At 66.0% G+C, this 25969-nt stretch carries 25 protein-coding genes and 1 tRNA gene; 12 read left to right on the top strand and 14 right to left on the bottom strand.

Annotated elements, in window-relative coordinates; genetic code table 11:
* The first annotated feature begins 9 nt into the window (after positions 1-9).
* Positions 10-2211 (top strand): ComEC/Rec2 family competence protein, encoded by a 2202-nt coding sequence (locus ACX0GZ_RS01295; RefSeq protein ID WP_458812511.1) that lies wholly within the window; start codon positions 10-12, stop codon positions 2209-2211.
* A 377-nt stretch (positions 2212-2588) separates the two neighbouring features.
* On the opposite strand, the gene lexA is transcribed toward ACX0GZ_RS01295, so the two are convergent.
* The 6 genes from lexA to ACX0GZ_RS01265 all read right to left on the bottom strand — a co-directional run bounded on the left by lexA (position 2589) and on the right by ACX0GZ_RS01265 (position 8180).
* Complete coding sequence (gene lexA / locus ACX0GZ_RS01290) at positions 2589-3251, bottom strand: transcriptional repressor LexA (protein WP_458812508.1); 663 nt, start codon at positions 3249-3251, stop codon at positions 2589-2591.
* Positions 3252-3308: 57 nt separating this feature from the next.
* Positions 3309-4499: a molybdopterin molybdotransferase MoeA gene (locus ACX0GZ_RS01285; protein ID WP_458812506.1), complete on the bottom strand. Its 1191-nt coding sequence runs from the start codon at positions 4497-4499 to the stop codon at positions 3309-3311.
* A gap of 581 nt (positions 4500-5080) precedes the next feature.
* A complete protein-coding gene (gene moaC, locus ACX0GZ_RS01280) occupies positions 5081-5557 on the bottom strand; it encodes a cyclic pyranopterin monophosphate synthase MoaC (RefSeq protein ID WP_458812503.1) in 477 nt (158 codons plus the stop codon).
* A gap of 106 nt (positions 5558-5663) precedes the next feature.
* The gene (gene trpC, locus ACX0GZ_RS01275; protein ID WP_458812500.1) at positions 5664-6446 is read right to left on the bottom strand and encodes an indole-3-glycerol phosphate synthase TrpC; all 783 of its coding nucleotides are present in this window, start codon (positions 6444-6446) and stop codon (positions 5664-5666) included.
* Positions 6443-7438 carry an anthranilate phosphoribosyltransferase gene (gene trpD, locus ACX0GZ_RS01270; RefSeq protein ID WP_458812497.1) on the bottom strand — a complete coding sequence of 332 codons (996 nt, stop codon included), beginning with the start codon at positions 7436-7438 and terminating at the stop codon, positions 6443-6445. The genes trpC and trpD overlap by 4 nt, the downstream gene beginning before the upstream one ends.
* A 154-nt stretch (positions 7439-7592) precedes the next feature.
* A complete protein-coding gene (locus ACX0GZ_RS01265; RefSeq protein WP_458812494.1) occupies positions 7593-8180 on the bottom strand; it encodes an anthranilate synthase component II in 588 nt (195 codons plus the stop codon).
* A gap of 121 nt (positions 8181-8301) precedes the next feature.
* Between ACX0GZ_RS01265 and ACX0GZ_RS01260 the strand changes: the two genes are divergently transcribed.
* Positions 8302-8700, top strand: a complete 399-nt coding sequence (locus tag ACX0GZ_RS01260; protein WP_458812491.1) for a hypothetical protein — start codon at positions 8302-8304, stop codon at positions 8698-8700.
* Between the two features lie 136 nt (positions 8701-8836).
* Here the strand turns inward: ACX0GZ_RS01260 and trpE are convergent, their stop codons facing one another.
* Positions 8837-10333 carry an anthranilate synthase component I gene (gene trpE, locus ACX0GZ_RS01255; RefSeq protein ID WP_458812488.1) on the bottom strand — a complete coding sequence of 499 codons (1497 nt, stop codon included), beginning with the start codon at positions 10331-10333 and terminating at the stop codon, positions 8837-8839.
* A gap of 7 nt (positions 10334-10340) precedes the next feature.
* On the bottom strand, positions 10341-12281 hold the full coding sequence (locus tag ACX0GZ_RS01250; RefSeq protein ID WP_458812485.1) for a peptidylprolyl isomerase: 1941 nt from the start codon (positions 12279-12281) through the stop codon (positions 10341-10343).
* A 129-nt stretch (positions 12282-12410) separates the two neighbouring features.
* Here ACX0GZ_RS01250 and tpiA point away from each other — a divergent pair, with 129 nt between their 5' ends.
* Entirely contained in the window at positions 12411-13166 is a 756-nt protein-coding gene (tpiA, locus tag ACX0GZ_RS01245) for a triose-phosphate isomerase (protein WP_458812482.1), read from the top strand.
* Here the strand turns inward: tpiA and ACX0GZ_RS01240 are convergent.
* Both ACX0GZ_RS01240 and ACX0GZ_RS01235 read right to left on the bottom strand, forming a co-directional pair.
* Entirely contained in the window at positions 13138-14205 is a 1068-nt protein-coding gene (locus ACX0GZ_RS01240; protein WP_458812480.1) for a phytanoyl-CoA dioxygenase family protein, read from the bottom strand. The two genes, tpiA and ACX0GZ_RS01240, sit on opposite strands and share 29 nt — an antisense overlap.
* Positions 14206-14343: 138 nt before the next feature.
* Positions 14344-15831 (bottom strand): FGGY family carbohydrate kinase, encoded by a 1488-nt coding sequence (locus ACX0GZ_RS01235; RefSeq protein ID WP_458812478.1) that lies wholly within the window; start codon positions 15829-15831, stop codon positions 14344-14346.
* Positions 15832-16006: 175 nt separating this feature from the next.
* Between ACX0GZ_RS01235 and ACX0GZ_RS01230 the strand changes: the two genes are divergently transcribed.
* Together ACX0GZ_RS01230 and ACX0GZ_RS01225 are read left to right on the top strand one after the other, a co-directional pair.
* Positions 16007-17176, top strand: coding sequence for an AI-2E family transporter (locus ACX0GZ_RS01230; protein WP_458813280.1), 1170 nt, complete (start codon positions 16007-16009; stop codon positions 17174-17176).
* Positions 17177-17243: 67 nt separating this feature from the next.
* Positions 17244-17320: transfer RNA gene (locus ACX0GZ_RS01225), tRNA-Asp, on the top strand.
* 152 nt (positions 17321-17472) lie between these two features.
* Here the strand turns inward: ACX0GZ_RS01225 and ACX0GZ_RS01220 are convergent.
* The 4 genes from ACX0GZ_RS01220 to ACX0GZ_RS01205 all read right to left on the bottom strand — a co-directional run bounded on the left by ACX0GZ_RS01220 (position 17473) and on the right by ACX0GZ_RS01205 (position 19204).
* Entirely contained in the window at positions 17473-17685 is a 213-nt protein-coding gene (locus ACX0GZ_RS01220; RefSeq protein WP_458812475.1) for a DUF2842 domain-containing protein, read from the bottom strand.
* On the bottom strand, positions 17682-18239 hold the full coding sequence (locus tag ACX0GZ_RS01215; protein ID WP_458812472.1) for a 5-formyltetrahydrofolate cyclo-ligase: 558 nt from the start codon (positions 18237-18239) through the stop codon (positions 17682-17684). Before ACX0GZ_RS01215 ends, ACX0GZ_RS01220 begins: the two co-directional genes overlap by 4 nt.
* A gap of 387 nt (positions 18240-18626) precedes the next feature.
* The gene (locus tag ACX0GZ_RS01210) at positions 18627-19010 is read right to left on the bottom strand and encodes a cell division protein ZapA (protein ID WP_458812470.1); all 384 of its coding nucleotides are present in this window, start codon (positions 19008-19010) and stop codon (positions 18627-18629) included.
* Complete coding sequence (locus ACX0GZ_RS01205; protein WP_458812467.1) at positions 19010-19204, bottom strand: hypothetical protein; 195 nt, start codon at positions 19202-19204, stop codon at positions 19010-19012. The genes ACX0GZ_RS01210 and ACX0GZ_RS01205 overlap by 1 nt, the downstream gene beginning before the upstream one ends.
* 155 nt (positions 19205-19359) lie before the next feature.
* Here ACX0GZ_RS01205 and tkt point away from each other — a divergent pair, with 155 nt between their 5' ends.
* From tkt to ACX0GZ_RS01170, 7 genes are all read left to right on the top strand, one after another.
* Positions 19360-21336 (top strand): transketolase, encoded by a 1977-nt coding sequence (gene tkt, locus ACX0GZ_RS01200; protein ID WP_458812464.1) that lies wholly within the window; start codon positions 19360-19362, stop codon positions 21334-21336.
* Positions 21337-21439: 103 nt separating this feature from the next.
* The gene (gene gap / locus ACX0GZ_RS01195) at positions 21440-22447 is read left to right on the top strand and encodes a type I glyceraldehyde-3-phosphate dehydrogenase (RefSeq protein WP_458812461.1); all 1008 of its coding nucleotides are present in this window, start codon (positions 21440-21442) and stop codon (positions 22445-22447) included.
* 150 nt (positions 22448-22597) lie between these two features.
* Positions 22598-23065 (top strand): MOSC domain-containing protein, encoded by a 468-nt coding sequence (locus tag ACX0GZ_RS01190; RefSeq protein ID WP_458812458.1) that lies wholly within the window; start codon positions 22598-22600, stop codon positions 23063-23065.
* Position 23066: 1 nt separating this feature from the next.
* Positions 23067-24257 (top strand): phosphoglycerate kinase, encoded by a 1191-nt coding sequence (locus ACX0GZ_RS01185; RefSeq protein ID WP_458812455.1) that lies wholly within the window; start codon positions 23067-23069, stop codon positions 24255-24257.
* A gap of 126 nt (positions 24258-24383) precedes the next feature.
* Complete coding sequence (locus tag ACX0GZ_RS01180) at positions 24384-24620, top strand: ribbon-helix-helix protein, CopG family (RefSeq protein WP_458812452.1); 237 nt, start codon at positions 24384-24386, stop codon at positions 24618-24620.
* A complete protein-coding gene (locus ACX0GZ_RS01175) occupies positions 24611-24943 on the top strand; it encodes a type II toxin-antitoxin system PemK/MazF family toxin (RefSeq protein ID WP_458812449.1) in 333 nt (110 codons plus the stop codon). The genes ACX0GZ_RS01180 and ACX0GZ_RS01175 overlap by 10 nt, the downstream gene beginning before the upstream one ends.
* A 17-nt stretch (positions 24944-24960) precedes the next feature.
* Complete coding sequence (locus ACX0GZ_RS01170) at positions 24961-25863, top strand: fructose bisphosphate aldolase (protein WP_458813278.1); 903 nt, start codon at positions 24961-24963, stop codon at positions 25861-25863.
* Positions 25864-25969: the final 106 nt, after the last annotated feature.

Here is a 25969-nt window from a genome sequence, read left to right as displayed (position 1 = left end):
TTGCAATTGATGGCAAGGACTGCCGGTCAGGCCCCTAGCACGGGGCAACGGGGGCTTCAAATCGGGTTGCGGGGGCGGGCCGAGCGTCTGAACGCACGCGTCGAACGCTGGCTGGAGGTCGAACGGGATCAACTGATCCTGTGGCTGCCGGTGATGACCGGCACCGGTGTGGTCCTATGGTTCGCATTGCCGCATGCCGCAGCGTGGAGCGCGGTGATCCTGATCGGATGTGCGCTGGGCGTCGGAGCGCTGATGCTGCCGCGCGGCGGGCGCGCGATGCGGGCGCTGGGCGTCGGCGCACTGGCGCTGGCGTTCGGGTGCGCGCTGATCTGGTTTCGCGCCGAACGGGTCGCGGAACCGGTGCTGGCGCGCCCGGTGGTGGCGAATTTCACCGGCACGGTCGAACGGGTGGAGGCGTTGCCCGCGAGGGCGATGGTCCGGTTGCGGATCGCGCCGATCGATGCGCCCGATCTGCCGCCGACGGTGCGCGTCAATGTGGCCGAGGGGGCGATGGTCGACGGCATCGCCAGCGGCGCGGTGCTGCGGCTGAGCGCGCGGTTGATGGCGCCCGCGCCGCCTGCCGTCCCCGGCGCCTATGATTTCGAGCGGGTGGCCTGGTTCGACGGGCTGGGCGCAACCGGTCGCGCATTTGGAGAGATCGAGGTGCTGAGCCCCGCCGACCAGCACGGGGGCACGATGCGAGCGCGTCTGTCGGCGCATGTGCGCGAACGGGTTGGCGGATCGGCAGGCGCGATCGCGGCGACGCTGGCGACCGGCGACCGCGGCGCGATCAGCGAGGAGGATGCCGAGGCGATGCGGCGTTCCGGCCTCGCGCATCTGTTGTCGATCAGCGGGCTGCATGTGACGGCGGTGGTCGGCGCGGCGATGGTGGTGACGCTGCGCCTGCTGGCGCTGTTTCCGGGGCTGGCCTTGCGATTTCGGTTGCCGGTGCTGGCGGCGGGCGCGGGGGCTGTGGCGGCGGTCGGCTATACCTGGCTGACGGGGGCGGAAGTGCCGACCGTGCGGTCCTGCATCGCCGCGTTGCTGGTGCTGACCGCGCTCGTCATCGGGCGCGAGGCGCTGACGCTGAGGCTGGTCGCGACGGGTGCGTTCGTCGTGCTGCTGATGTGGCCCGAAAGCCTGCTCGGCCCCAGTTTCCAGATGAGCTTTGCGGCCGTCACCGCGATCATTGCGCTCAACGAACATCCCCGAATGCGCGCGCTGGTGATGCGGCGCGACGAAGACTGGGTGCGCAAGATCGGGCGCGGTTTGCTGGCGTTGTTCCTGACCAGCCTGGCGGTGGAAATCGTGCTGACGCCGATCGCGATGTATCATTTCCACAAGGCCGGGATCTACGGCGTGATCGCCAATCTGGTCGCGATCCCGCTGACGACCTTCGTCATCATGCCGCTGGAGGCGCTGGCGTTGCTGCTGGACGTGGCGGGGCTGGGCGCGCCTTTGTGGTGGCTGGTCGGGGTCAACCTCGATTTCCTGATCTGGATCGCCCACACCACCGCCAACACGCCAGGGTCGATCGCACTGATCCCCGGCATGCCCGCCGAGGCCTATGCGATCATGGTCGCGGGCGGATTGTGGATCGCGTTGTGGAAAGGCGCGCATCGCAAATGGGGGGTGGTGCCGGTCCTTGTCGGCGCGATCTGGACTCTGGCGACGCCTGAGCCCGATCTGCTTGTGACGGGCGACGGGCGGCATCTGGCGTTGCGGTCGCCCGAGGGCGGCATGGCGCTGCTGCGCGACCGGGCGGGCGATTATGTGCGGTCGACGCTGGGCGAGAATGCGGGGTGGGATGGGGAATTGGGAGCGCTGTCGGCCTTGCCGGGGGCTGCGTGTTCGCCCGATATCTGTATCGCAGATTACCGGCGCGGCGACCGGGTGTGGCGGATCGCGGCGACGCGCAGCAGCTATCACCTCGATATTGCCGACATGGCGCGGGTGTGTCGGGAAGCCGACATCGTGGTGAGCGAACGGCGGTTGCCGAGGACGTGCAATCCCCGCTGGCTGAAACTCGATCGCTGGACGCTGCGCGAGACCGGCGGGGTCGCGATCAGCTTTGCCGGACCGCGGGTGACGACGGTGCGGCGGGGGACCGATCATCCTTGGCTGAACCCGCCCAAGGTCGCGCCGCCGTGGCGGGAGCGGCGGGGGGTCGGCGGAATCTCAGCCAAGAAGCGACGATCGAACTTCGGATAACGGCGGTTCAGAGTAACGGACGCTCAGACTGTCGCTGCCCAGGAACGGGCCGTCATTGGTTAGGGTATCCCGCGATATGCTCAACCTGATTTCGCAGTTCCCAAGACGTTCACGACGAACTCGCCCCCGCGTTCTGGCACGCAACCGAAGTTGGCAAGGTGGATGGAGGGTCGGTTACGGATCGGGCGCCACGCCATCGACCCGCGCCACCCATCACACCGATGTCGTCATTGCGAGCGTAGCGAAGCAATCCAGTGTTGGCACGCGCGTCACTGGATTGCTTCGCTACGCTCGCAATGACGAAGCGGGATAAAGCGAGCCAGCTTCGCCTTTATCGAAGGTTGTTATTTGCGATCTCTTCCGCGGTGATGCGGCCGTCAATAGCGCCGCAGCAACCCCGCCAGCTTGCCCTGAACACGCACCTGATCGGGGCGGTAGCGTTGGGGGTCATAGCTGCGGTTGGCGGGGTCGAGGCGGACCATCGCGCCTTCGCGGCGGAAATATTTGAGGGTCGCTTCATTCTCGTCGATCAGGGCGACGATGATGTCGCCGTCGCGCGCGGTCTCGGCCTTGCGAATGAGCGCATAGTCGCCGTCGAGAATCCCGGCCTCGACCATCGAATCGCCTGCGACTTCGAGCGCATAATGATCGCCAGAGCCGAGCAGCGCGGCGGGGACGGGGAGCATCTGCGAGCCCTCCAGCGCCTCGATCGGGACGCCGGCGGCGATGCGGCCGTGCAAAGGCACCTCGATCACGTCGTTGGCGGGCGTCGGCACGCTGCGGGCGACGGCGGTGCGTTCCTTGGGCGATTTCTTGGCCTCGGCACGCTCGGGCATGCGCAGCACTTCCAGCGCGCGGGCGCGGTTGGGCAGGCGGCGCAGGAACTTGCGTTCCTCAAGCGCGGAAATCAGGCGGTGAACGCCCGATTTCGATTTGAGGTCGAGCGCCTCCTTCATCTCCTCGAACGAGGGAGACACGCCGGTTTCGTTCAATCGGTCGGAAATGAAGCAGATGAGTTCGTGTTGCTTGCGGGTCAGCATGCCCAAAGCCCTCCGTCGGAACAGACGCGGAACTTATGGGCAACGCGTGCGCCCAAGTCAAGCGATGCGTATGACTTCCACGGTTTCGCCCGTTTCGGCCCCCGGCGCGTTCGCCTGACGCACGATCAGGCAATTGGCATGCGAAAGCGCGCGTAGCATCGACGAATCCTGCTGGTCGAGCGGTGTCGCCACCCCGTCCTTCAGATGCGCGCGCAGATGGTCGGCGCGCGTGCCCGTCGGGCCGATCGCGTCGGCCAGCGTCGCCTTGACCGTGCGCGGCCAGGGATCGGCGGCCCCCGACATGTGGCGGACGAGCGGCGCGAGGAACAGCGTTGCGGTGACGAAGGCGGACACCGGATTGCCGGGGAGGCCCAGCACCACGGTTTCGCGCACGCGCGCGGCCATCATCGGCTTGCCGGGGCGCATCGCTACCCGCCAGAAATCGGGCTTTGCGCCGATGTCCTCAAGCGCGGGGCGGACGAGGTCGTGGTCGCCGACCGATGCGCCGCCGGTGGTGACCAGGATGTCGGCATCGACCTGAGCGAAGGTGGAGGACAGGATCGCGCGATCGTCGGGGAGGATGCCCATCTGGATCGCCTCTGCGGGCAAATTGGCAAGCATCGCGACGAGCAGCGCGGTGTTGCTTTCGGGAAGCTGCCCGTCGGCCAGCGGCACGCCCGGCGGCACGAGTTCGTCGCCGGTCGCGGCGATCGCGACGCGGATCGGGCGGTGGACGGGAACGGTGCCGTGACCCGCCATCGCGGCGAGTGCGATCCGCGACGGGGTGAGGTGATCGCCGGCATGGATCAGCCGTTCGTCCTGGCGGAAGTCGCGCCCGCGCTCGCGGACATGCGCGCCGCGCGCGGCGGGGCCGTCGCCGGTCAGCGTGATCGTGTCGGCGTCGCGGCGCGCGTCCTCCTGGATCAGCACGGTGTCGGCTCCCTCGGGCAGGGCTGCGCCGGTGAAGATTCGGACGGCCTGCCCGGCATCGACTTTTCCTGCGAAGGGCCGCCCGGCGGCGCTTTCGCCGATCACCGCGAGCGGTCCAGGCAGGTCGTCGAAGCGAACCGCATAGCCATCCATCGCCGACAGATCGGCAGCAGGCTGGGTGCGAAGCGCCATCACATCGATCGCCGCCCAGCGATTGGCGGCCGCGTTCAGCGTGACATGCTCGGTGGCGATCGAGGGCGCGAGCGCGAGCAGGCGATCCTGCGCCTCGCGAACGGGGAGGAGGGTGGGAGCGCTCATGGACGGGTGCCTCCAGTCGGAAAACACCGGTTAAAGGTCGGCGCTATCCAGCAGGGCGATTTCGAAGCAGGCGGCGGAAAGATAGGCGATATGATGGCTGAGGTCGGCATGATGATGCCGGGTAGCATCATCGGCCCGGATTAGCACCCCGTCCGCTTTTGGGTGGTAAGCGGACGGATCATATCTTAGGCTGTCATTGATGCCGATTAATATGACACGCTACGGAGAGAGGTCGCGCTACCGGGTTGGTTCGGCAGTGCTTGAGGCAATCACTTGCGTAGCGTTATTGTCGGTGAAAATCGGCATTCCCGCGTGGCTTATTTTTCTCGTCGCGGTCTCTGCTTCGATTGCCCTGACGATAATGACGTATCATCGCCTTCGCGATGCGAATCTATCCAGTGCATGGCTGCTTTTTATGATCGTCCAGTTTGCTATAGGGCCAACGTGGCATCTTTCGGACCATGTAACTTTCAACATCGGCGGCTCAATCATCAGCTTGGTACCGGTGATACTAGGATGGATCGTGCCCCGAATGGCCGATCAGAAGGTTGAGCTAGGGTCTGCTTAGGGGTCGTTAGCAGTCATTGCGGCTCCGCCACCCAATCGCCCGACTTGCCGCCGCTTTTCGTAAGCAAACGCACGCCCTCGATTGTCATGCCGCGGTCGATGGCCTTGGTCATGTCGTATACCGTCAGCAGCGCGGTGGTGACGGCGGTCAGCGCTTCCATTTCGACGCCGGTGCGGTCGGTGGTGCGCACCGTCGCGGTTGCGGTGACGCCGGTGTCGTCGGGGGTCAGTTCGATCGTGACGCTGGTGAGGGGGATCGGGTGGCAGAGCGGGATGAGGTCGCTGGTCTTCTTCGCGGCCATGATCCCGGCGATGCGGGCGACGGCGAGCGCGTCGCCTTTCTTGAGCGTCGCCTGGCGGATCGCGGTGGCGGCTTCGGCGGTCATGGCGATGCGGCCGGTGGCGGTGGCTTCGCGCAGCGTTGCGGGCTTGGCGCCGACATCGACCATGTGCGCGCTGCCGTCGGGGGTGAGGTGGGTTAGGTTGGGCATGGGCTATTCCTTACCGCGCTCACCCTGAGCTTGTCGAAGGGTGCCACGCAACCGATCGACCAAGACCCTTCGACAAGCTCAGGGTGAGCGCGGTTTACAGGGTCACTCAGCCTACCAGCGCGCGCGTCGCGGCTTCCACATCGTCCCGCCGCATCAGCGCCTCGCCGATCAGGAAGCAGCGGATGTCGTGTTTGGCCAGCGCGTCGAGATCGGCGCGGGTCTGGATGCCGCTTTCGGCGACGAAGGTACAGTCTTTGGGTGCACTGGCGACGAGGTCTAGGGTTTTCTGGAACTCGACCTCGAACGTCTTCAAATTGCGGTTGTTGACGCCGATCAGCTTGGACCGGAGCGTGCTGGCGCGCTCCATCTCTCCGGGGCCGTGCACCTCGATCAGCACGTCCATGCCGAGGCCTAGCGCGGCGTCCTCGATTTCGGCCATCTGCGCGTCTTCGAGCGCGGCGACGATGATGAGGATGGCGTCGGCGCCCATCGCGCGCGCCTCCAGCACCTGCCAAGGGTCGATCATGAAATCCTTGCGGAGCACAGGCAGCGAACAGGCGGCGCGGGAGGCGATCAGATAATCGGGTGAACCCTGAAAATAATCGCGGTCGGTGAGGACCGAGAGGCAGGTGGCACCCCCCGCCGCATAGGCGCGGGCATGGGCGGGCGGGTCGAAATCGGCGCGGATCAGGCCTTTGGACGGGCTGGCCTTCTTGATCTCGGCGATCAGGGCGTAGCGGTCGCGCGCTTTCGCATCGAGTGCGGCTTTGAACCCGCGCGGCGGGGTCTGTTCGCCGGCAAGCGCCTGGAGGTCCGACAGGCTGCGCGCGGCCTTGCCCGCCGCAACCTCTTTGCGCTTGGTCGCGAGGATCCGGTCGAGCATCGTCATTGGTATGCGATCCAGCAATCGAGCAGCGCCTTGGCAAGACCATTGTCGAGTGCCTCGCGTGCTTCTTCCACGCCATCGACCAGCGTGTCGGCACGGCCCGCGACCATCAGCGCGGCGGCGGCGTTGAGGAGGACGGCGTCGCGATACGGGCCGACTTCCCCCAACAGCAGACGCCTCAGCGCTTCGGCATTTTCGGGGGCCTCGCCACCGCGAATCGCGGACAGCGGGTGGCGGGGCAAGCCCGCATCTTCGGGCGCGAGGCGCGGCGGCATCTTCAGGCTGCCGACGCTGACCGCGACGCTGGGGCCGGCGGTGGAGAGTTCGTCGAGATTGTCCTCGCCCGACACGACCAGCGCCGCTTCGGTGCCGAGCAGGCCGAGCGCCTGGGCATAGACGGGCGCATAGTCGGGCCGCGCTATGCCGATCAGCTGGCGACCGACGCGCGCCGGATTGGCGAGCGGACCCATCAGGTTGAAGATCGTGCGCCGCCCAATCGCTTTCCGAATGGGCGTGATGCGGCGCATCGCCGGATGGTGGTTGGCGGCGAAAAGAAAGGCGATGCCGATCTCGTTCAGCGTCGCCTCTGCCGTCTCGGCGGCGCGGTCGAGGTTCAGGCCCAGCGCTTCGAGCGTATCGGCGGCGCCCGCCTTGGACGAGGCGGCGCGGTTGCCGTGCTTGGCGACGGGGATGCCGCACGCCGCGACGACGATCGCGACCGCGGTGGACACGTTCAGCGTGTGATGTCCGTCGCCGCCGGTGCCGCACACGTCGATCGCATTGGCGGGCGCGCGGACGGTAATCATCCGCTCGCGAAGGCAGCGCGCGGCCTCGGCGATCTCGATGCTGGTCTCGCCGCGTTCGGTCAGCGCGATAAGGAACGCGGCGATGGCGTCGTCCGATACGGTGCCGTCGAGGATCGCGGCGAAGGCTTCGCGCGCGCTTTCGTGGCTGAGCGGCGTGGCCGGATCGGGAAGGGAGGACAGGTTAGTCATCCTAAATCCGTTCGTTTCGAGCCCTTCGACTGCCTGCCAAGGCAGGCGCTCAGGATAAACTTCGAGCCAGAGGCTCGAAGTCGAGAAACGTGAACCTGGCGCGCGCGAGCGTTTCTCGACTTCGCTCGAGACGAACGGCTCGTTATGGGCGACTTCATTGCGCCAACTTCCGTACCGTTACTCCGGCATCGCGCATGAAATTGGCCAGCATCGCATGGCCATGCTCGGTCGCGATGCTTTCGGGGTGGAACTGGACGCCGTGGATCGGCAGGTCGCGGTGGCGGAAGCCCATGATCTTTGCGTCGTCCGAGCTGGCGTTGATGATCAGGCAATCGGGCACATCCTCGACCACCAGCGAGTGGTAACGGGTGGCGGTGAAGGGCGAGGGGAGCCCGGCGAACAGGCCCGTCCCGTCATGCGTCACCGGACAGGTCTTGCCGTGCATCAGCCCGCCGCGCACCACGCGCCCGCCGAAATGCTGGCCGATCGCCTGATGCCCCAGGCATACCCCCAACAGCGGCATCCGCGCATCGGCACAGGCCGCGACCAGTTCCAGCGAAATGCCCGCTTCGTTGGGGGTGCAGGGGCCGGGGGAGATCAGGATCGCCTGCGCCCCGCTGTCCAGCGCCTCTCCTGCGGTCATCGCATCGTTGCGTTCGACGCGCACGTCCGCGCCCAGCTCCATGAGATAATGGACCAGGTTCCAGGTGAAGCTGTCGTAATTGTCGATGACGAGGATCATGATCCGCCCGCCATAGCGCGGATTGCCGAGCGCGCAACGATAGGAGATGTTTAGGCGTTCATGTCGGGCTAAGGTGCTTGCGCCCACGCCTTTGGTGGGCCGGTAGTTATTGGGGATTGCCATGTTTCGCTATGCACTCGTTGCCGCGCTGCTGCTGCCGGGTGCGGCGTTCGCAAAGGATGCGGCGCAGGACGGACCGCCCGAACGGGTGCGCAGCGTGGTGCTCTATGGCGACCAGCAATGTCCCAAGCCCACCGAGGAAGGCGAAGTGGTGGTCTGCGCGCAAGGTGACGATTCCCCTTATCGCATCCCGAGCGAGCTTCGCCAGTCGGTCGAGCGGCCCGACGCCACCAGCTGGGCGATGCATGCCGACCAGATCATGGAATTCAACCGCGCCGGACTGCCCAACAGCTGTTCGCCGATCGGATCGGGCGGGCAGACCGGATGCACGATGCAGATGCTGCGCAACTGGACGGCGGAGAAAGCCGCCCAGAAGCGACGGGATGCGGCTATCCCCTAAAAATAGCGGCCAGATATCGACTTATCCCGTCATTGCGAGGGCAGCGAAGCAATCCAGTCGGGGCACTTGTTGCTCTGGATTGCTTCGCTGCGCTCGCAATGACGAGGGTGTGATGGAGGTGACGCGCTTACAATAATCACTGACCGTATTGCGGCTCCGATGCCCGCGCGATGGCCTCCCGCGCTGCCGCGAACAGGGCGCCCGCTTTGGCCTCGCATTCGCGCTGTTCGTACGCCGGGTCGCTGTCGGCGACGATGCCCGCGCCTGCCTGCACATGCATGACCCCGTCCTTCACCACGGCGGTGCGCAGCACGATGCACGAATCCATCGACCCGTCGGGCGAGAAATAGCCGACGCCGCCCGCATAGGCGCCGCGCGTCTCCGGTTCGAGTTCGGCGATGATCTGGCACGCGCGAACCTTGGGCGCGCCAGAGACGGTGCCTGCCGGGAAGCCCGCGAACAGCGCGTCGAGCGCATCCTTGTCGGGAGACAATTCGCCGACCACGTTCGACACGATGTGCATGACGTGGCTGTAGAGTTCGACCGTATAGCTGTCGGTGACGCGCACGCTGCCCTGCGTCGCCACCCGCCCGACATCGTTGCGGCCAAGATCGAGCAGCATCAGATGTTCGGCGCGTTCCTTGGGATCGGCGAGCAGGCTTGTGCGGTTGGCCTCGTCCTCCTGCGCGGTGCGTCCGCGCGGGCGGGTACCTGCGATCGGGCGGATGGTGACTTCTCTGTCGCGCGCACGCACGAGGATTTCGGGGCTCGATCCGGTCAGCGCGAAACCGGGCAGGTCGAGATGATAGAGGAACGGCGAGGGGTTGATCCGCCGCAGCGCGCGATACAGTTCGAACGGCGGCAGCGCGAACGGCGCGGTGAAGCGCTGGGCGAGCACCACCTGAAAGATGTCGCCCGCCGCGATATAGTCCTTGGCCGCCGCGACCATGTCGGCATAGCGGCCCGTCGGCAGCTGTGGTTCGGGCACGATGTCGGCTGCCTCGGCGCGCGCGGGCGCGGGCAGGGCGGCGTTCGCCAGCCGCGCGACCGTGGCGTCGATGCGTTCGACCGCGTCCTCGATTGACCCGTCGGGCCAAACCGGTGCGATGACGAACAGCGCATCGGCCAGCCGGTCGAACACCAGCAGGATCGTCGGCCGCACGAAGATCATGTCGGGCAGACCGAGCGGATTGGCGGGCGGGCGCGGCAGCTGCTCGACCAGTCCGACCGTTTCGTAACCGAAATAGCCGACCAGACAGGCTAGCGCGCGCGGAAGCGCATCGGGCACGTCCATCCGGCACCGCGCGACCAGATTGCGCAGAGCCGCCAGCGTCGGTTGCGCGCACGGCGCAAACGCATCGCGGTCGCTGAGCCAATGCGGATTGATCGCCGCATTCTGCCCCTCGGCACGAAAGACGAGGTCGGGGGCAAGGCCGATCAGGCTGTGGCGCCCACGCACCGCGCCGCCTTCGACCGATTCGAGCAGGAAATCGCCGCGTCCCGGCTCGATCAGCTTCAGCGCGGCGGCGACCGGGGTTTCGGTGTCGGCGATCAGCCGCCGCCATAACAGCGCAGGGCGCCCCGCGTCACGGGCGGCGCGTGCGGCCGCCAGACCCTCTGCCGCGCCGCTCATGCCCCGATCAGTTCGCGATATTGCCGGTCAGCGTGTTGCGCAGATTCTGCACGCTCGCCTCGTTGCGGGTGGTGCCGACGCGGCGGCGCACGGCCTGGGCGAACTGCTGGGCATATTCCTGGCCGACGATCTGGCCGAGCGCGTCGCGGGTGCCGTTGAGCAGTTCGGCATTGCCGCGCGCATTGCCCGGTTCGACTTCGTTCAGCCGGACGATGAAGAACCCGGCATTGCCCGGTGCCTCAACCACACGCGATGCGCCCTGACGCAGGCTGAACAGCGTCTGCAAGGGGACGTTGCCCTGAGCCTGACCGAGTTCGCCGCGCCGTGCGCTGAGCGACTGGACCTGTGCGGCGACGCCGCCGGTCGACGCCGCCTGGGCGAGCGGGGTGCCGCCGTTCACCGCGCGCAGGATCGCATCGGCGCGCTCGCGGGCCTGACGCTTGGCATTGTCGATGCGGTAATCGCCCGCGACGCCGTCGCGGATTTCGGCCAGCGGACGAGGCGCGGCGCGCTGGATGCCCTCAAGTGCGACGAGCGCGAAGGCACCCGACTGACCGGCGGGCACCATTTGCGGCTGGTCGCCTTCCTCGAAGCCGAACACCGCTTCGGCAACCGCGCGCAGGAGCGGCGATACCTCGGCATCGGCGGCCTGGCCAAGCGTGCGGCCGTTGACGAACAACGGCGGTGTGCGCTGACCCTGGAGCCCGAGCTGGGCCACGGTTTCGTCGAAGGTCGATCCGTCGTTGATCGCATCGTCGATGCGGTCCTGAAGCTCGGCAAGCGCATGCGAGGTTTTTTGCGCGGTCAGCGTCTCGACCAGTTCGCCGCGCACCTGTTCCAGACTGCGTCCGGCAATCTGTTCGACGCCGGTGACTTGCAGCACGAAGAAGCTGCCCGAACCCTGAACCGGGCCGACGACCGCGCCCTGCGCCGCGCCGAACGCGGCTTCTGCAACGGCGGCGTTGGTCTGGCCGGCATAGGCGGTGCGGTTGACGTCGCTGACGGTGGTCGCCGACAGACCCGCGCCGGAGGCCGCAGCCTCGATCGAGGTGCCGCCGCGCACCTTCTCTGCGACCTGATTGGCGATGTTGCGGTCGAGCGCGACGACCTGGCGGATGGTGCGCTGTTCGGTGGCGGCGAAGCGGGCGCGTTCCTTCTGGTAGAGTTGCTGGATTTCCGCATCGGTCGGCGTCGCGCGTTCGGCGACGGTTTCGGGCGAGATCGTCGCATAGCGCGCGACCCGACGTTCGGAGACCGTATAGCGCGCGCGGTTCTGCGCGTAATATTGCTGGAGCTGCTGATCGGTCGGGGCGGGTCCGGGGTCCATCGACTTGGTCTGGACGAAGGCGACGGTGCCTGCGCGACGCTCAAGCAGGAGCGAGGCATAGGGGAGCGCGACCTGGGCTGGCACCTGACGCGCGCCCAATGTCGGGGCGGTCAGCCACTGGGCGATGGTTTCGCGGCGGATATCCTCGCGCAGCATGTCGGGCGTGATGCCTTGCTGCGCCAGCGCCTGTTCGAACTGCTGCTGGTTGAACTGGCCGTCAAAGCCCTGAAAGGCGGGGATGCTTGCAATCTGGCCGTCGACATAGCGCTGGCTGACGACGAGGCCCGTCTGTTGCCCGAACTGTTCGAGCGCGATGCCGTTGATCATCTGTTCCAGCACCTGATTCAGACCGCCCTGTTCGATGAACTGCGCCATCGTCAGCGTCGGATTTTCGCGGCGCAGCGCATCGACGGCGTTGCGCATCCGGTCTTGCAGATTCTGTTCGGTGATCGCGACGTTGCCCACCTGCGCGACCTGACCCGATGGCTGGGTCGTGGTGCCGCCCGGCGACATCATGTTGATGTCGGTCAGCGCGAAGGCGAGCGCGATGACGCCGAGCGCAATGAAGGTGATAATAAGGCCGACCTTGGAATTGATGGCCTTGCGAATTCCGGAGAGCATCTGGGTCCGATCACTGAAAGGGTGTTGGGCGTTGCTTTAGGGGGCTGCGGCGCACGCTTCAAGGTTGCGGACGGCCCCGTTTCGGCTAAGCGGACGGCATAGACATAAAAACTTGCCATCGGGGGGATCATGACCGTTTCACGCCGCAAGCTGGTCGCGGGCAACTGGAAGATGTTCGGCACGCGCGCATCGCTGGGCGAGGTGCGCGCGATCGCCGATGCCGCCGCCGGCAACCCATCCGTCGATGTCGCGTTGTGCGTGCCGTTCACGCTGATCGCGCCCGCGTCCGATGCCGCACCATCGCTCGCCATCGGCGCGCAGGATGTCCACGAAAACGCCGAAGGCGCGCATACCGGCTGCATTTCCGCCGCGATGCTGGTCGATTCGGGCGCGACGCTGACCATCGTCGGTCACAGCGAACGCCGCGCCGACCAGCACGAAACCAGCCATGATGCCTGGGCAAAGGCGGCAGCAGCGCATCGTGGCGGGCTGAACGTGATCCTGTGCGTCGGCGAGACGGAGGCCGAACGCGATGCGGGCCGCGCCGAACGCATCGTCCAGTCGCAGATCGAGAAATCGGTGCCCGACGATGCGAGCGGGGACTGGTTCACGCTGGCCTATGAACCGCGCTGGGCGATCGGCACCGGCCGCACGCCGACCCCCGACGAGATCGCCGCGATCCACGCCATCGCCCGCGCCAAGCTGCGCCAGATGGTCGGCGACGCCGCCGACGGCATCCGCATCCTTTATGGCGGATCGGTCAACGGATCGAACGCCGCGACCATCCTGGCGATCGACCATGTCGACGGCGCGCTGGTCGGCGGCGCGAGCCTGACCGGCGAGAAGTTCGTGCCGATCATCGAGGCGGCGGCGCGGGTGAATTGAGGGGGCGATCCAGCAGGTCGCCAAGGCAAAGGGGCTGCGCGATCAATGTGGGGTGCGGCGAATAGCCGTCATTCCAGAATTTCGGTTCGACGATGTCACGCGCGATGCTCATGCTGAACAGTCGGCGGGGGTGCGGCGATCGGTTGTCGGGTCCGGCATGGAGCAGATCGCTGCGGTAGAGCATGATCGTGCCCTTTCGCGGCGCCGTCTGTACCAACGAGAACATCGTGTTGAGGGCTTCGCGGTGGCGATGGAGCCTCCACAGCTTGGCCGGGCTCAGCATATATATGCTGAACTGGGAATTTTTCCCCAGCAGGAAGCGCATCAGATTGGGCTGGTGCTGATCCCATTTGCTCGAAAACACCCGGTCGACGAATTCACCGGGCGCGAGCGTGTCCTTCGTGTCCTTGCGCATGCGCCACAGCTTTTTCAGGTTATGGCGAAAGATGCGGTAATTGCACCGTATCCGAAACAGCTCCACCAGCGCATGAGCCTTGCCGTCAAATTTGCTGTCGGCGCCGCCATAGAGGTGCGTGCCGGGAACGAACACGGTCCCGCCCTGTTGCTCCGATACGTCCTCCACGGCAGCAAACAGGCTGAGCACGCCTGCCGGATCGCGGTGGATATATTGATGCGACGAGCCGAGATAGCTGGTCAGCGTCGTGACTTCGAGCAGCGGGCGCGACCGACCGCAATATTCCGAGATCAGGCCTTCGAGACGCTGGCACAATGCGGCAGCAAAGCTGGTGACAGGTGGGGTGGACGGAAGCGAGCAGAAGTCGCGCCGCCGGTAGCGATTGTCCGTTTCGCTGGCAAAGGCGCCCCGGTTGCGAGCCGGATCGTCGATCGTCTGGCGGATCAGGTCCAGCCCTGCATCCGCTTCCTCATCCGTCAAAAGATCAGTCAAAATGACGAAACCGTGATTGTCCATCATCATTCGGGCTTGTCGGACGCAATCGCTCGTGAGTTTGCCGTCCTCACCCAAGACAGCAGCCACTTCGAACGCGGACGTGTCGTTGGAAACCTGAAATTCGTTCATGCCAGTCTGCCCTGTCACGATCCGGCATTCTCCGACTGGCCTGCCGTTGATCGTCACGTTCATGCGTTGCAAAGCGGAGGATTTGGGGCCAGTCATTGCACTGACAGGAAAATTTCTACGCCCGGTTAATCGGCGCGATCATCGAACATCACTTTCCACGACCGACCGGACCGCCGCGCGCCAGCCGTCGAGGCGTGTTTTGCGAACATCGTCTGCGATGTTGGGCGCGAACGCCTCCACCTTACCGCGCATCGCGCTCGCGGCTTCCAGGTCGGCGAACCAGCCGCAGCCGACGCCTGCCAGCATCGCCGCGCCCAGCGCGGTCGTCTCGGTAAAGGCGGGGCGCTCGACGGGGATCGCCAGCATGTCGGCGAGGTCCTGGGCGATCCAGTCGTTCCTTACCATGCCGCCATCGATCCGCAGGCTCGCCCAATCGGCGCCGTCGGCCGCGAAAGCGGTCTTCAAATCATGCGCCTGATGCGCCATCGCCTCCAGCGCGGCGCGGACGATGTGCGCGCGAGTACTGGAAAAGCTGAGGCCGCTGATCGCCGCGCGCGCTTCGGGCTTCCACCAGGGCGCGCCGATGCCGGAGAGCGCGGGGACCAGATAGACGCCGCCATTGTCATCGACCGACCGGGCGAGCGCTTCGCTTTCCGCGGCATCGCCGAGCATCCCCACCGAATCGCGCAGCCACTGGATCAGGCTGCCCGCGACGAACACCGATCCTTCGATGGCGTAGGTGCGTTTGCCGCCGATCTGCCAGCCGACCGTGGCCAGCAGCCGATGCTTCGAGCGGGGCGGGGTGGTTCCGGCATTGGCGAGGATGAACGCGCCGGTGCCGAACGTCGCCTTGGCATCGCCGCGCTTCAGGCACGCCTGACCGATGGTCGCGGCTTGCTGATCGCCGGCCATCCCGCAGATGGGGACCGACCCGCCGAACAGCGTCGTCCGCCCGAATTCGCCCGCGCAGTCGATGATTTCGGCAAGGCTGCCGCGCGGCGCGCCGAACAGGTCGATCAGCCCGTCGTCCCACTGGCCGCTGCCCAGCCCCATCAGCAGCGTGCGCGACGCGTTGGCGGCGTCGGTGACGTGAAGGCCGGAGGGATTCTCGCCAGCGGTCAGTTTCCACACCAGCCAGCTTTCGACCGTGCCGATCGCCAGATTGTCGCCCGCGTCCTTCAATTGCGGCCAGTGCCCCAGCGCCCAGCCGATCTTGGTGCCGGAAAAATAGGGGTCGAGCAGCAATCCGGTGCGCGCCTGCACCGCGGCTTCCTCGCCGCGTTCGCGAAGGTCGGCACAGATGTCGGCAGTGCGCCGGTCCTGCCAGACGATGGCGGGGGCGAGCGGTTCGCCGGTCGCCTTGTCCCAGAACACCACGGTCTCGCGCTGGTTGGTGATGCCGATCGCGGCGATACGCGCCGCCCCGCCTGCGCGCGTCACCATCGCGGCGGCGCATTCCCGCGTCTTGGTCCAGATTTCCGACGCATCATGCTCGACCCATCCGGGGCGGGGGTAATGCTGCGTCAGGTCGGCGGATCGGCTGGCGATGCACGCGCCGTCCGCCGCGAACAGCATTGCGCGGGCCGAGGTGGTGCCTTCGTCGATGACCAGGATGAACTCGCTCATGCGAAGGCAGGCTAACCGGGATTGCGCGACGTTGGAATGCGCGTAGGGGTAAAAGAGGGACAGGGGTTCCGCCTTTCCGCGCTCAGCCGGAGCGCCAACGGGGGGAACGGTTTTGAAGCAGGCGACGAACGTGGACGAACAGGCGCGAACTCAGGAACCGGCAACCGACGTGGCGATCGCCGATACGGGCGCTTTGTCGTCCGGTTCGCACGATGCCGGACAACACGAAGAACTGCGCCGCGACCGGTTGCTCGCAGGCGTCGCGCTGATCGGCGGAATCGGGCTGTTCCTGGGCCTGCCCTTCGCCTTGAAGGGCGGCGCATCCTTCTTCCTGCCGACGACGGCGGCGATGGTCATTGCGATCGCGCTCGTCCCGATCCTCGAATGGCTGGAACGGCGGCGCGTCCCTTCGCCGCTGGCGGCGTTGTTCTGCGTCCTGCTGTTCCTGACGATCGTCAACGTCGCGCTGGCGTCGATCGTGGTGCCCGCCTGGTCGTGGATCAGCATCCTGCCCGACCGGATCGAGCGGATTCAGGCGAACATCGCCCCGCTGCTCGACCTTTATTCGAACCTCGAACGTTTTGTGAGCCGGTTGCTCGGCGAATTGGCGTCGCAGCCCGCCCAACCTGCCGGGGACGCACCGACCGCGCCGCCGGCATCGGTCGCGGACCTGTTCTCCACCTCTGCCCCGGCAGCGGTCATCGAAATGTTCTTCGCCATCCTGCTCATCTATTTCCTGCTGTCGGGGTGGACCCGGCTGCGGCGCGGGGCGATCAGCAACCGCGCGAGTTTCGGTGGTGCGATGGCGACCGCGCGGGTGATCCAGGATGTGGTCGACGACACCTCGGCCTATTTGGGCACGATCACGCTCATCAACTCGATGCTCGGCCTGACCGTCGCCGGGTTCCTGTGGATGATCGACATGCCGACGCCGCTGATGTGGGGCGGGATCGTCGCCCTGCTCAATTTCATCCCCTATCTCGGGCCAATCTTCGCGGCAGCGTTGCTGACGCTCGGCGGGCTGATGACTTATGACGACATCTGGATCGCGCTTCTGCCCGCCGCGATCATGACCGGTGCGCACCTGATCGAGGCGAACGTCATCACCCCACTGGTGGTCGGCCACCGCCTGACGATCAGCCCGGTGCTGATCCTGATCTCGCTTAGCTTCTGGGGATGGGTGTGGGGCGCGCCGGGCGCACTGCTCGCGGTGCCGCTGCTCATCATCATCCAGACCGTGCTAAAGGCCGCGGGAAAGCCGGATATCGCCGGTTTCCTGTTCGAACATGGCACCTTGATCCATGACCGCCCGCGCGATGAAATAGGGGTTTCGAAACAAAGTTGAAATTATCGGTCGCGGGGCTGTTGACACCCCAAAGACCGTCGCCTAGAGCCCGCCTCCTCGCAAGAACGCGGGTGTAGCTCAGTTGGTTAGAGCGCCGGCCTGTCACGCCGGAGGTCGCGGGTTCGAGCCCCGTCACTCGCGCCACTTTCCCCAGACGGAAGGTGGCGATTTGCACTCAACGATATCCCCTAATTCCGCGCTCAGGCTGAGCCTGTCGAAGCCGTGTTGTCAGGCGATGCGTTGCACCCTGCTACCCGCTTAAGGAAGCGCGATGGCGGGCAATCGCGGACCGATGCTCAGGCCAGCCAGCGGCCCAGTTCCATCCAGCGCAAGAGCGGCTTCAGGGGCGCGATCCAGATGACGCCCGCGACCAGATAGATCACCGCCTGCAACGCCCAGTGCAGCGCCCCGATCTGCGCCGAAAAACTCGCGATCAGCACCACCCAGAAGGTAATGAGCACCAGGATTGCGATGCCGCCGACGGGCTTGCGCCAGGTGGGTTCGCTCATCGGTCGCCTCGTTCCAGAAATTCATGTTCGTTGAGCAATGCCTGAAGCGGCACGTCCCACGGATCGGTCGGCACCGCCGCAACCTCTTGCGCGGACCAGGCGATGCCGACTCGCCAGGCGTCGGGATAGCGCGCAAAGGCCCGGTCGTAAAAGCCCGCCCCCTGACCCAGCCTGTGCAGGGTCCGGTCATAGGCGACGAGCGGCGTCAAGATGATGTCGGGCGCGACCTCTGGAGCGGCGGCGGCGGGCTGAGTCAGCCCGAACGGGCCGGTGACCAGCGCGTCCCCTTCGCGCCATTCGAGGAAGCGCATCGGCGCGCTGCGCGCCTCGACATGAGCAAGCGCGAGCGTCGCGCCTGCCGCGCGCGCGGCGGCGACCAGCGGCGCCGGATCGGCCTCGCTGCCGATGGGAAGATAGGCGGCGACCGTGACGCCGGGCGCGAAGCGGTCGGTGAGGGCAGGGGGCGGCGACAGGGCGATCGGGTTGGTCGCGACGAATGCAGCGCGCGCGGCGCGGGCCTCGCGGCGGATCGTCTGCTTGTCGGGAAAGGTCATGGCGGGCGCGGTCCCCCTTCGCTCGGGATCAGCCGAACCGTAAACTCAGGTGGCGGGACCGCCATGGCCGTTTGCTCGAATATCCACCGACGCCCAGAACGTCAGGTGGGGACCATGTACGACGGACCAGGGTCCGCGCAGGGACAGCCCCCTTGGATGTTGGATAGCCTCAGGGATAATCGTGAGCTCGTACCGGGCAGTGCCCGCCGTGGATGTATCTAGGGGGCGGGGGAAGGTTGGGCAATGGGCGACGAGGGGTAGCCTCAATCCTTTCGTCACCCCGGACTTGTTCCGGGGTCCACCCAGCGGCAACCTCAACGCACGAAGTTCGCGTGCGGCGCACTCGGCTTAGTGGACGCCGGAAAAAGTCCGGGGTGACGAAGTGGGTTAAACGGAAATCCCGCCTTCCAGCTTTTCCGCCAACGCCTCCAGCCGCTCGGCAATCCCGTCCAGCACTGCGGGATCGATCCCCTTGGGCTTGGCCGGCTCCAGGTCCAGTTCCTCCGCCTTGGCGATCGGCTGCGCGACCGGATAGGCGGGCGGTGGGGGCGGCAGCGCCGACAGCGCCTTGTTCGCCTCGTTCAACTGATCGGCCAGGAACAGCGCGACGAACATCATCGTGCGTTCGCCCGACTGGCCCGCCGATGCGCGGTCGGCATTGGCGTGGTGGGCGTCGAGCATCGCGCCCAGCTTGCGGACATGATCCTCTTCGCCGTCGCGACAGGCGATGACGTGCGCGCGGCCGCCGACATGGATGGTGATCTGGGCCATCAGGCGTTCTCCGCCGATTCGCTGCGGTCGATCACCGCATCCAGCGCGGCGATGGCGTCGGCAATCTCTCCGCGCAGCTGTTCGTGGCGGCGCGACAGCGCGTCGTGATTCGAGCGGGCGGCGGCGGCGGCGCGTTCGATCCGCGCGATGGCGGCGTCGATGCGATTGAGGGCGGGTTTGGCCAGGTCATCCATAGCTGCCGAGGGATAGGCCGCGCGGTCCGGCTCGGCAAGCACGGCTCGCCGGTTGACGAAGGCCGGTCGTCGCCCCAAAGGCTCCCCACCAGCGATTCGCGGGCCAGGCCGCCGACGACCCGTCGGGGTTTCCCGCGCCACCTGCGGGGAGACACATGGCCGTTACCCAATCCGATCTCGCCAACGCCATCCGCGCGTTGTCGATGGACGCGGTGGAGGCCGCCAATTCGGGGCACCCCGGTATGCCGATGGGCATGGCCGATGTCGCGACCGTGCTGTGGACACAGTTCCTGAAATACGACGCCGCTGACCCGCATTGGGCCGATCGAGACCGTTTCGTGCTGTCGGCCGGACACGGCTCGATGCTGATCTACAGCCTGCTCCACCTGAGCGGCTATGCGCGCCCGACGATCGACGACATCCGCAATTTCCGCAAACTCGGCAGCCCGTGCGCGGGCCACCCCGAGAATTTCGAGTTGCCCGGCGTCGAATGCACCACCGGCCCGCTGGGCCAGGGGCTGGCGATGGCCGTCGGCATGGCAATGGCCGAGCGGCATCTGAACGCGGTGTTCGGCGACGATCTGGTCGATCACAAGACCTGGGTGATCGCCGGCGACGGGTGCCTGATGGAAGGCGTCAATCACGAAGCCATCGGACTGGCCGGGCAGCTGCGGCTCGGGCGTCTGAATGTGCTGTGGGACGATAACCGCATCACCATCGACGGCTCGACCGATCTTTCGACCTGCGAGGATATCCCCGCGCGCTATGCCGCCAGCGGGTGGCACGTCACGACATGCGATGGCCATGATTTCGAATCGATTGCCAAGGCGCTGGAAACGGCGGCGAACGATCCGCGTCCGTCGCTGGTCCGCTGCAAGACGGTGATCGGCAAGGGCGCGCCCAACAAGCAGGGCACGTCGGCCACCCACGGCGCGGCGCTGGGTGCCGAGGAAGTCGCGGCGGCGCGCGAGACGCTGGGCTGGAGTCATGCGGCATTCGACGTGCCCGCCGACATCGCCGACGCCTGGGCAAAGGCAGGCAAGCGCGGGGCTGAGGATCATGCGGCGTGGAAGGACCGGCTCGCACGCCATTCGCAAGCCAGCGATTTCGAACGTCGCATGGCGGGAGACTTCGACGATGACGGCCTGTCCGCGCACATCGCCTCGCTGCTCGCCAATCCTCAGAAGATCGCCACGCGCAAGGCGTCCGAAATCGCGCTCGGTGCGATCAACGCGGCGCTGCCCGAAACCATTGGCGGCTCCGCCGACCTGACGGGCTCGAACAACACCAAGACCAAGGACCAGTCGGCCTTCACCCGCGACGATTATGCCGGGCGCTATGTCTATTACGGCATTCGCGAATTCGGCATGGCCGCGGCGATGAACGGCATGGCGCTGCACGGCGGGGTCATCCCCTATGGCGGCACCTTCCTGGTGTTCAGCGATTATTGCCGCCCGGCGATCCGCTTGTCGGCGTTGCAGCAGACGCGGGTCATCTACGTGATGACGCATGATTCGATCGGGCTGGGCGAGGACGGTCCGACGCACCAGCCGGTCGAGCATGTCATGTCGCTTCGCATGATCCCCAATCTTCAGGTGTTCCGTCCCGCCGATGCGGTCGAGACGGCGGAATGCTGGGCGCTGGCGTTGGCCAAGAAGGACGGCCCGTCGGTGCTCGCGCTGACGCGTCAGAACCTGCCGCAAATGCGTCTGGAAGAATCGGAAAATCTGTCGGCCAGGGGCGCGTATCGGTTGCGCGCCGCCAAGGGCGACCGCCGGGTGATCCTGATCGCCACCGGCTCCGAAGTCGAAGTCGCGTTGGGCGTCGCCGACAAGCTCGAAGCCGAAGGGGTCGGTGCCGATGTCGTTTCGATGCCGAGCTGGGAATTGTTCGCCGCTCAGGACGAAGCCTATCGCGAGGATGTGTTGCCGACCGTCGATCCGTCGCAGATCCTGCGCGTATCGATCGAGGCGGGCAGCACGTTTGGATGGGAACGCCATACGATGGTGCAGGGCTTGCGCTTCGGCATGGACGGCTTCGGCGCATCCGCGCCCGCACCCGACCTGTTCAGGCATTTTGGGCTGACGGCGGAGGCGATCGCGCCAAAGGTGTTGGCGGCGATCCGCCGATAACCGTCATGCCAGCGAAAGCTGGCATCTAGTGCGGCAAGAATCAGCGTCGCGTCATGCGGCACCATATCCCGGCGTTCGCCGGGATGACGAACGGAGGATTTGGATGACCAAGATTGCAATCAACGGGTTCGGACGCATCGGTCGACTGGTGGCGCGCGCGATCCTCGAACGGCCCGATTGCGGGCTGGAACTCGTCACGATCAACGATCTCTCGGACGCCAAGTCGAACGCCTGGCTGTTCAGCCGCGACAGCGTGCATGGCCGTTATCCGGGCGAAGTCTCGGCCGAGGGCAACGACCTCATCATCGACGGCAAGCGAATCAAGGTCACGGCCGAGCGCGATCCCGCCAAGCTTCCGCACGCCGAAAACGGCGTCGAACTGGTGCTTGAATGCACCGGCTTCTTCGCCGATCGCGAAGGCGCGCAGAAGCATATCGACGCCGGTGCCAAGAAGGTGCTGATCTCGGCTCCGGCAAAAGGCGTCGACCTGACCGTCGTTTACGGCGTCAATCACGACAAGCTGGAGGCCGGACACACCATCGTCTCGAACGCATCGTGCACCACCAATTGTCTGGCGCCGGTCGCCAAGGTGCTGAACGATACGATCGGGATCGAACGCGGGCTGATGACCACGGTCCACGCCTATACCAACGATCAGAAAATCCTCGACCAGATCCATCCCGACCTGCGCCGCGCGCGTGCGGCGGCGATGAGCATGATCCCGACCACCACCGGCGCCGCCCGCGCGGTCGGCGAAGTGCTGCCCGAGTTGAAGGGCAAGCTCGACGGCTCCGCGATCCGCGTGCCGGTGCCGGACGGCAGCCTCGTCGATCTGACTTTCACCCCCAAACGCGACACGACCAAGGAAGAGGTCAATTCGCTGCTCAAGGCTGCCGCCGAAAGCGGGCCTCTGAAGGGCGTGCTCGTCTATTCGGACGAGCCTCTTGTGTCGATCGACATCGTCCACACGCCGGCATCGTCGACGGTGGACAGCCTGGAGACCGCCGTGCTCGACGGCAAGCTGGTCCGGGTCGTGACCTGGTACGACAATGAATGGGGCTTCTCGAACCGCATGGTCGATACCGCCGGCGCAATGGCCAAGCTGGGGTAAGCGGACGTTGCTGGAATCCCCGTTTGTCCCGAGTAGCGTTCGAGTAGCGGCGCAAGCCGCGTATCGAGAAGGCGTATCGAGGGAGGGCATGTCTCGATACGGCTTCTCGACTGCACTCGAAGCCTACTCGACACCAACGGAGGAGGGTGAGTGACTAGCGGCACCCTTACCGGCATCGCCCGCCACGCCCGACCGCGCGGACCGATCGAGACCCTCGATGCAGTCGATGTCACCGTCGAAGCCGGTCTTGCGGGCGATTTCCGCGGGGCGGTCAAGCCCGGCGGCAAAGGCAAGCGTCAGGTCTCGCTGATCGAAGCGGGCGATTGGGCGGCGGCGATGGCCGAACTTGGCCACGACCTGCCTTGGTGGGTACGCCGCGCGAACTTGTTGGTCGAGGGACTGGACTTGCCGCAGAGACCCGGCGCACGCGTGCGGATCGGCGGTGATGTCGTGATCGAAATCACCACCGAATGCGACCCGTGCAGCCGCATGGAGGAAATCCTGCCGGGGTTGAAGGCGGCGCTGACGCCCGACTGGCGCGGCGGCGCGCTGGGGCGGGTGCTGAGCGGCGGACGGATCGCGATCGGCGACGCGATCGTTGTCGAAAATGGAGATTGATATGGCGCGCGGTTTCAAGACGCTTGACGATATCGGCGACCTTCAAGGCAAACGCGTGCTGGTCCGCGAAGACCTGAATGTGCCGATGGCGGACGGAAAGGTCAGCGATGACACCCGCTTGCGAGCCGCCGTTCCCACAATCAGCGAGCTTTCCGATAAGGGCGCGATCGTGCTCGTCCTCGCGCATTTTGGTCGGCCCAAAGGCGTGCCTTCCAAGGAATTTTCGACCGCGCAGATCACGCAGCCCTTCGCCTCGGTCCTCGGTCGCGAAGTGCGTTATATCGACTGGGAAGGCGTAGCCGATGGGGTTGCCACGCTCCAGCCCGGCGACATCGCCCTCCTTGAAAACACCCGCTTCTTCGGTGGCGAGGAAAGGAACGACCCCGCCGTGGTCGACCGCTTCGCATCGCTCGGCGATCTGTTCGTCAACGACGCCTTCTCCGCCGCGCATCGCGCGCACGCATCGACCGAGGGGCTTGCGCACAAGCTCCCCGCTTTCGCCGGTCGCCAGATGGAGGCCGAACTCGACGCGCTCGACAAGGCGCTGGGCAATCCCGAGCACCCGGTTGCCGCCGTCGTTGGCGGCGCCAAGGTCTCCACCAAGCTCGATGTGCTCAAGGCAATGGTCGCCAAGGTCGATCACCTCATCATCGGCGGCGGCATGGCCAACACTTTCCTCGCGGCGCGCGGCGTCGATGTCGGCAAGTCGCTGTGCGAGCATGACCTGACGGGCACGGCGGAAGAAATCCTCGACGCCGCCGATCGCGCCAACTGCACCGTGCACCTCCCCTATGACGTGGTCGTCGCGACCGAGTTCAAACCGAATCCGGCGACCCGCACCGTCAACGTCCATGAAGTGGCCGCTGATGAGATGATCCTCGATGTCGGCCCCGCCGCGACCGAGGCGCTGGCCGATGTGCTCAAGAATTGCCGGACGCTGGTGTGGAACGGCCCGATGGGGGCGTTCGAGACCCCGCCCTTCGACACCGCGACGGTGGCGCTCGCCCGCACGGCGGCAGCGCTGACCAAGGAAGGGTCGCTGGTATCCGTCGCGGGCGGTGGCGATACCGTTGCCGCGCTCAATCAGGCGGGCGTGTCGGACGATTTCACCTTTATTTCAACGGCAGGCGGCGCATTCCTCGAATGGATGGAAGGCCGCGAACTGCCGGGTGTAAAGGCGCTGACCGCCTGAAATTTAGGACCCGATAAATCGATGCAAGCGGCGCTCGTTTACTCGGACGGGCGCCGTTTTTCTTTGGGTTTGACCGAATCGATACACCGCATTAGAGCGCCGTTTAACACGTTAAACGGATGGCTCATGCTGGGCGTCAGGCTCGATACCGAACTCGAAGAACGGCTGGCGAATGTCGCGCGGTCGCAGGGGCGATCGAAGAGCGACATCGCCCGCGATGCCGTGCGTCGCTATGTCGATCTCCACGACGAGGCATTCCGCGCGGAGGCACGCCGTCAGTCCGAACGCGCCGCCGCGCGCGACGACGGAGCCGATTGGGCGTTTTTCGACCGCGTCGAAGCGGCGGACGGCCGATGGAGATAAATCGCGGCATGGTCGTGCTGGTCGAGGGGCCGGAAGGGCTGAGCGACAAGCGCCGCCCGTTCCTGGTCGTCCAGTCGGATTTGTTCAACGAAGCGCATGCCAGCGTGACGCTCTGCCCGATGACCAGCCTGACCGGCGGCGAGACGCTGTTCCGCGTGCCGTTCGCGCCGTCGGACGCCACCGGCATTCCGGTCGAGAGCGAAGCGCAGGTGGACAAGATCAAGACGCTTCGCCGCAGCCGCGTGGTCCGGGTGCTGGGTCAGGCGAGTGCTGCGTCGATGGAACAGGTGGATCAGGCGCTTCGCCGATGGCTGGCGCTGTAAAAATGGTGAGGGACGAGATGCAGACCACGGACATGATGGCGAAGATCGCGGATGGCAACGGCTTCATCGCGGCGCTCGACCAGTCGGGCGGATCGACGCCCAAGGCCCTGAAAGGATACGGCGTCGAGGAAGGCGCATGGAATGGCGACGAGGAGATGTTCGGCCTGATCCACGCGATGCGTAGCCGGATCATCAACGCCAATTGCTTCACCGGGGACAAGGTGATCGGCGCGATCCTGTTCGAACGCACGATGGACGGCGAGGTCGGCGGCAAGCCGACGCCGCAGGCGCTGATCGACAAGGGCGTCGTGCCGTTCATCAAGATCGACAAGGGGCTGGAGGAAGAGGCGAACGGCGTCCAGTTGATGAAGCCGATGCCCGAACTCGACGCGCTGCTGACCCGTGCGAAATCGCTGGGCGTATTCGGCACCAAGGAACGCTCGGTCATCAATCTGGCGAACCGCGAAGGCATTGCTGCCGTCGTTGCCCAGCAATTTGAGGTCGCGCGCCAGGTGCTGGCGCATGGTCTGGTTCCGATCATCGAGCCCGAAGTGAACATCAAATCGCCCGAACGCGCCGAGGCCGACGCGATCCTGCGTGACGAAATCCTGAAGGCGCTGGATGCGATGCCGGGCGACGACCGGGTGATGCTGAAACTGTCGATCCCTGCGGAAGCCGGCTTGTTCGACGCGCTGGTCGATCACCCGCGCGTGTTGCGCGTCGTGGCGCTGTCGGGCGGCTTCGCGCGCGCCGAGGCGTGTGCGGAACTGGCGAAGAATCGCGGCATGATCGCGAGCTTCAGCCGAGCCTTGCTGTCCGATCTGCGCGCGCCGATGAGCGACGACGAATTCGACGCGTCGCTGGGCGGTGCGATCGACGAAATCCACGCGGCCTCGACCCGAAAGACGGTCGCCGCTTGAGCGAGTCGGAGAGGGACCGGGCGGCGCACGACGCCGCCCGGCATTTCCACCTCTGCCGATATATTTCACGCCAATGCCCCCACACGGAGGGATAGGAGCCCCGACG

It is taken from the genome of Sphingomonas aestuarii, assembly GCF_054457155.1.
This window is presented reverse-complemented; position numbering and strand designations above follow the sequence as displayed.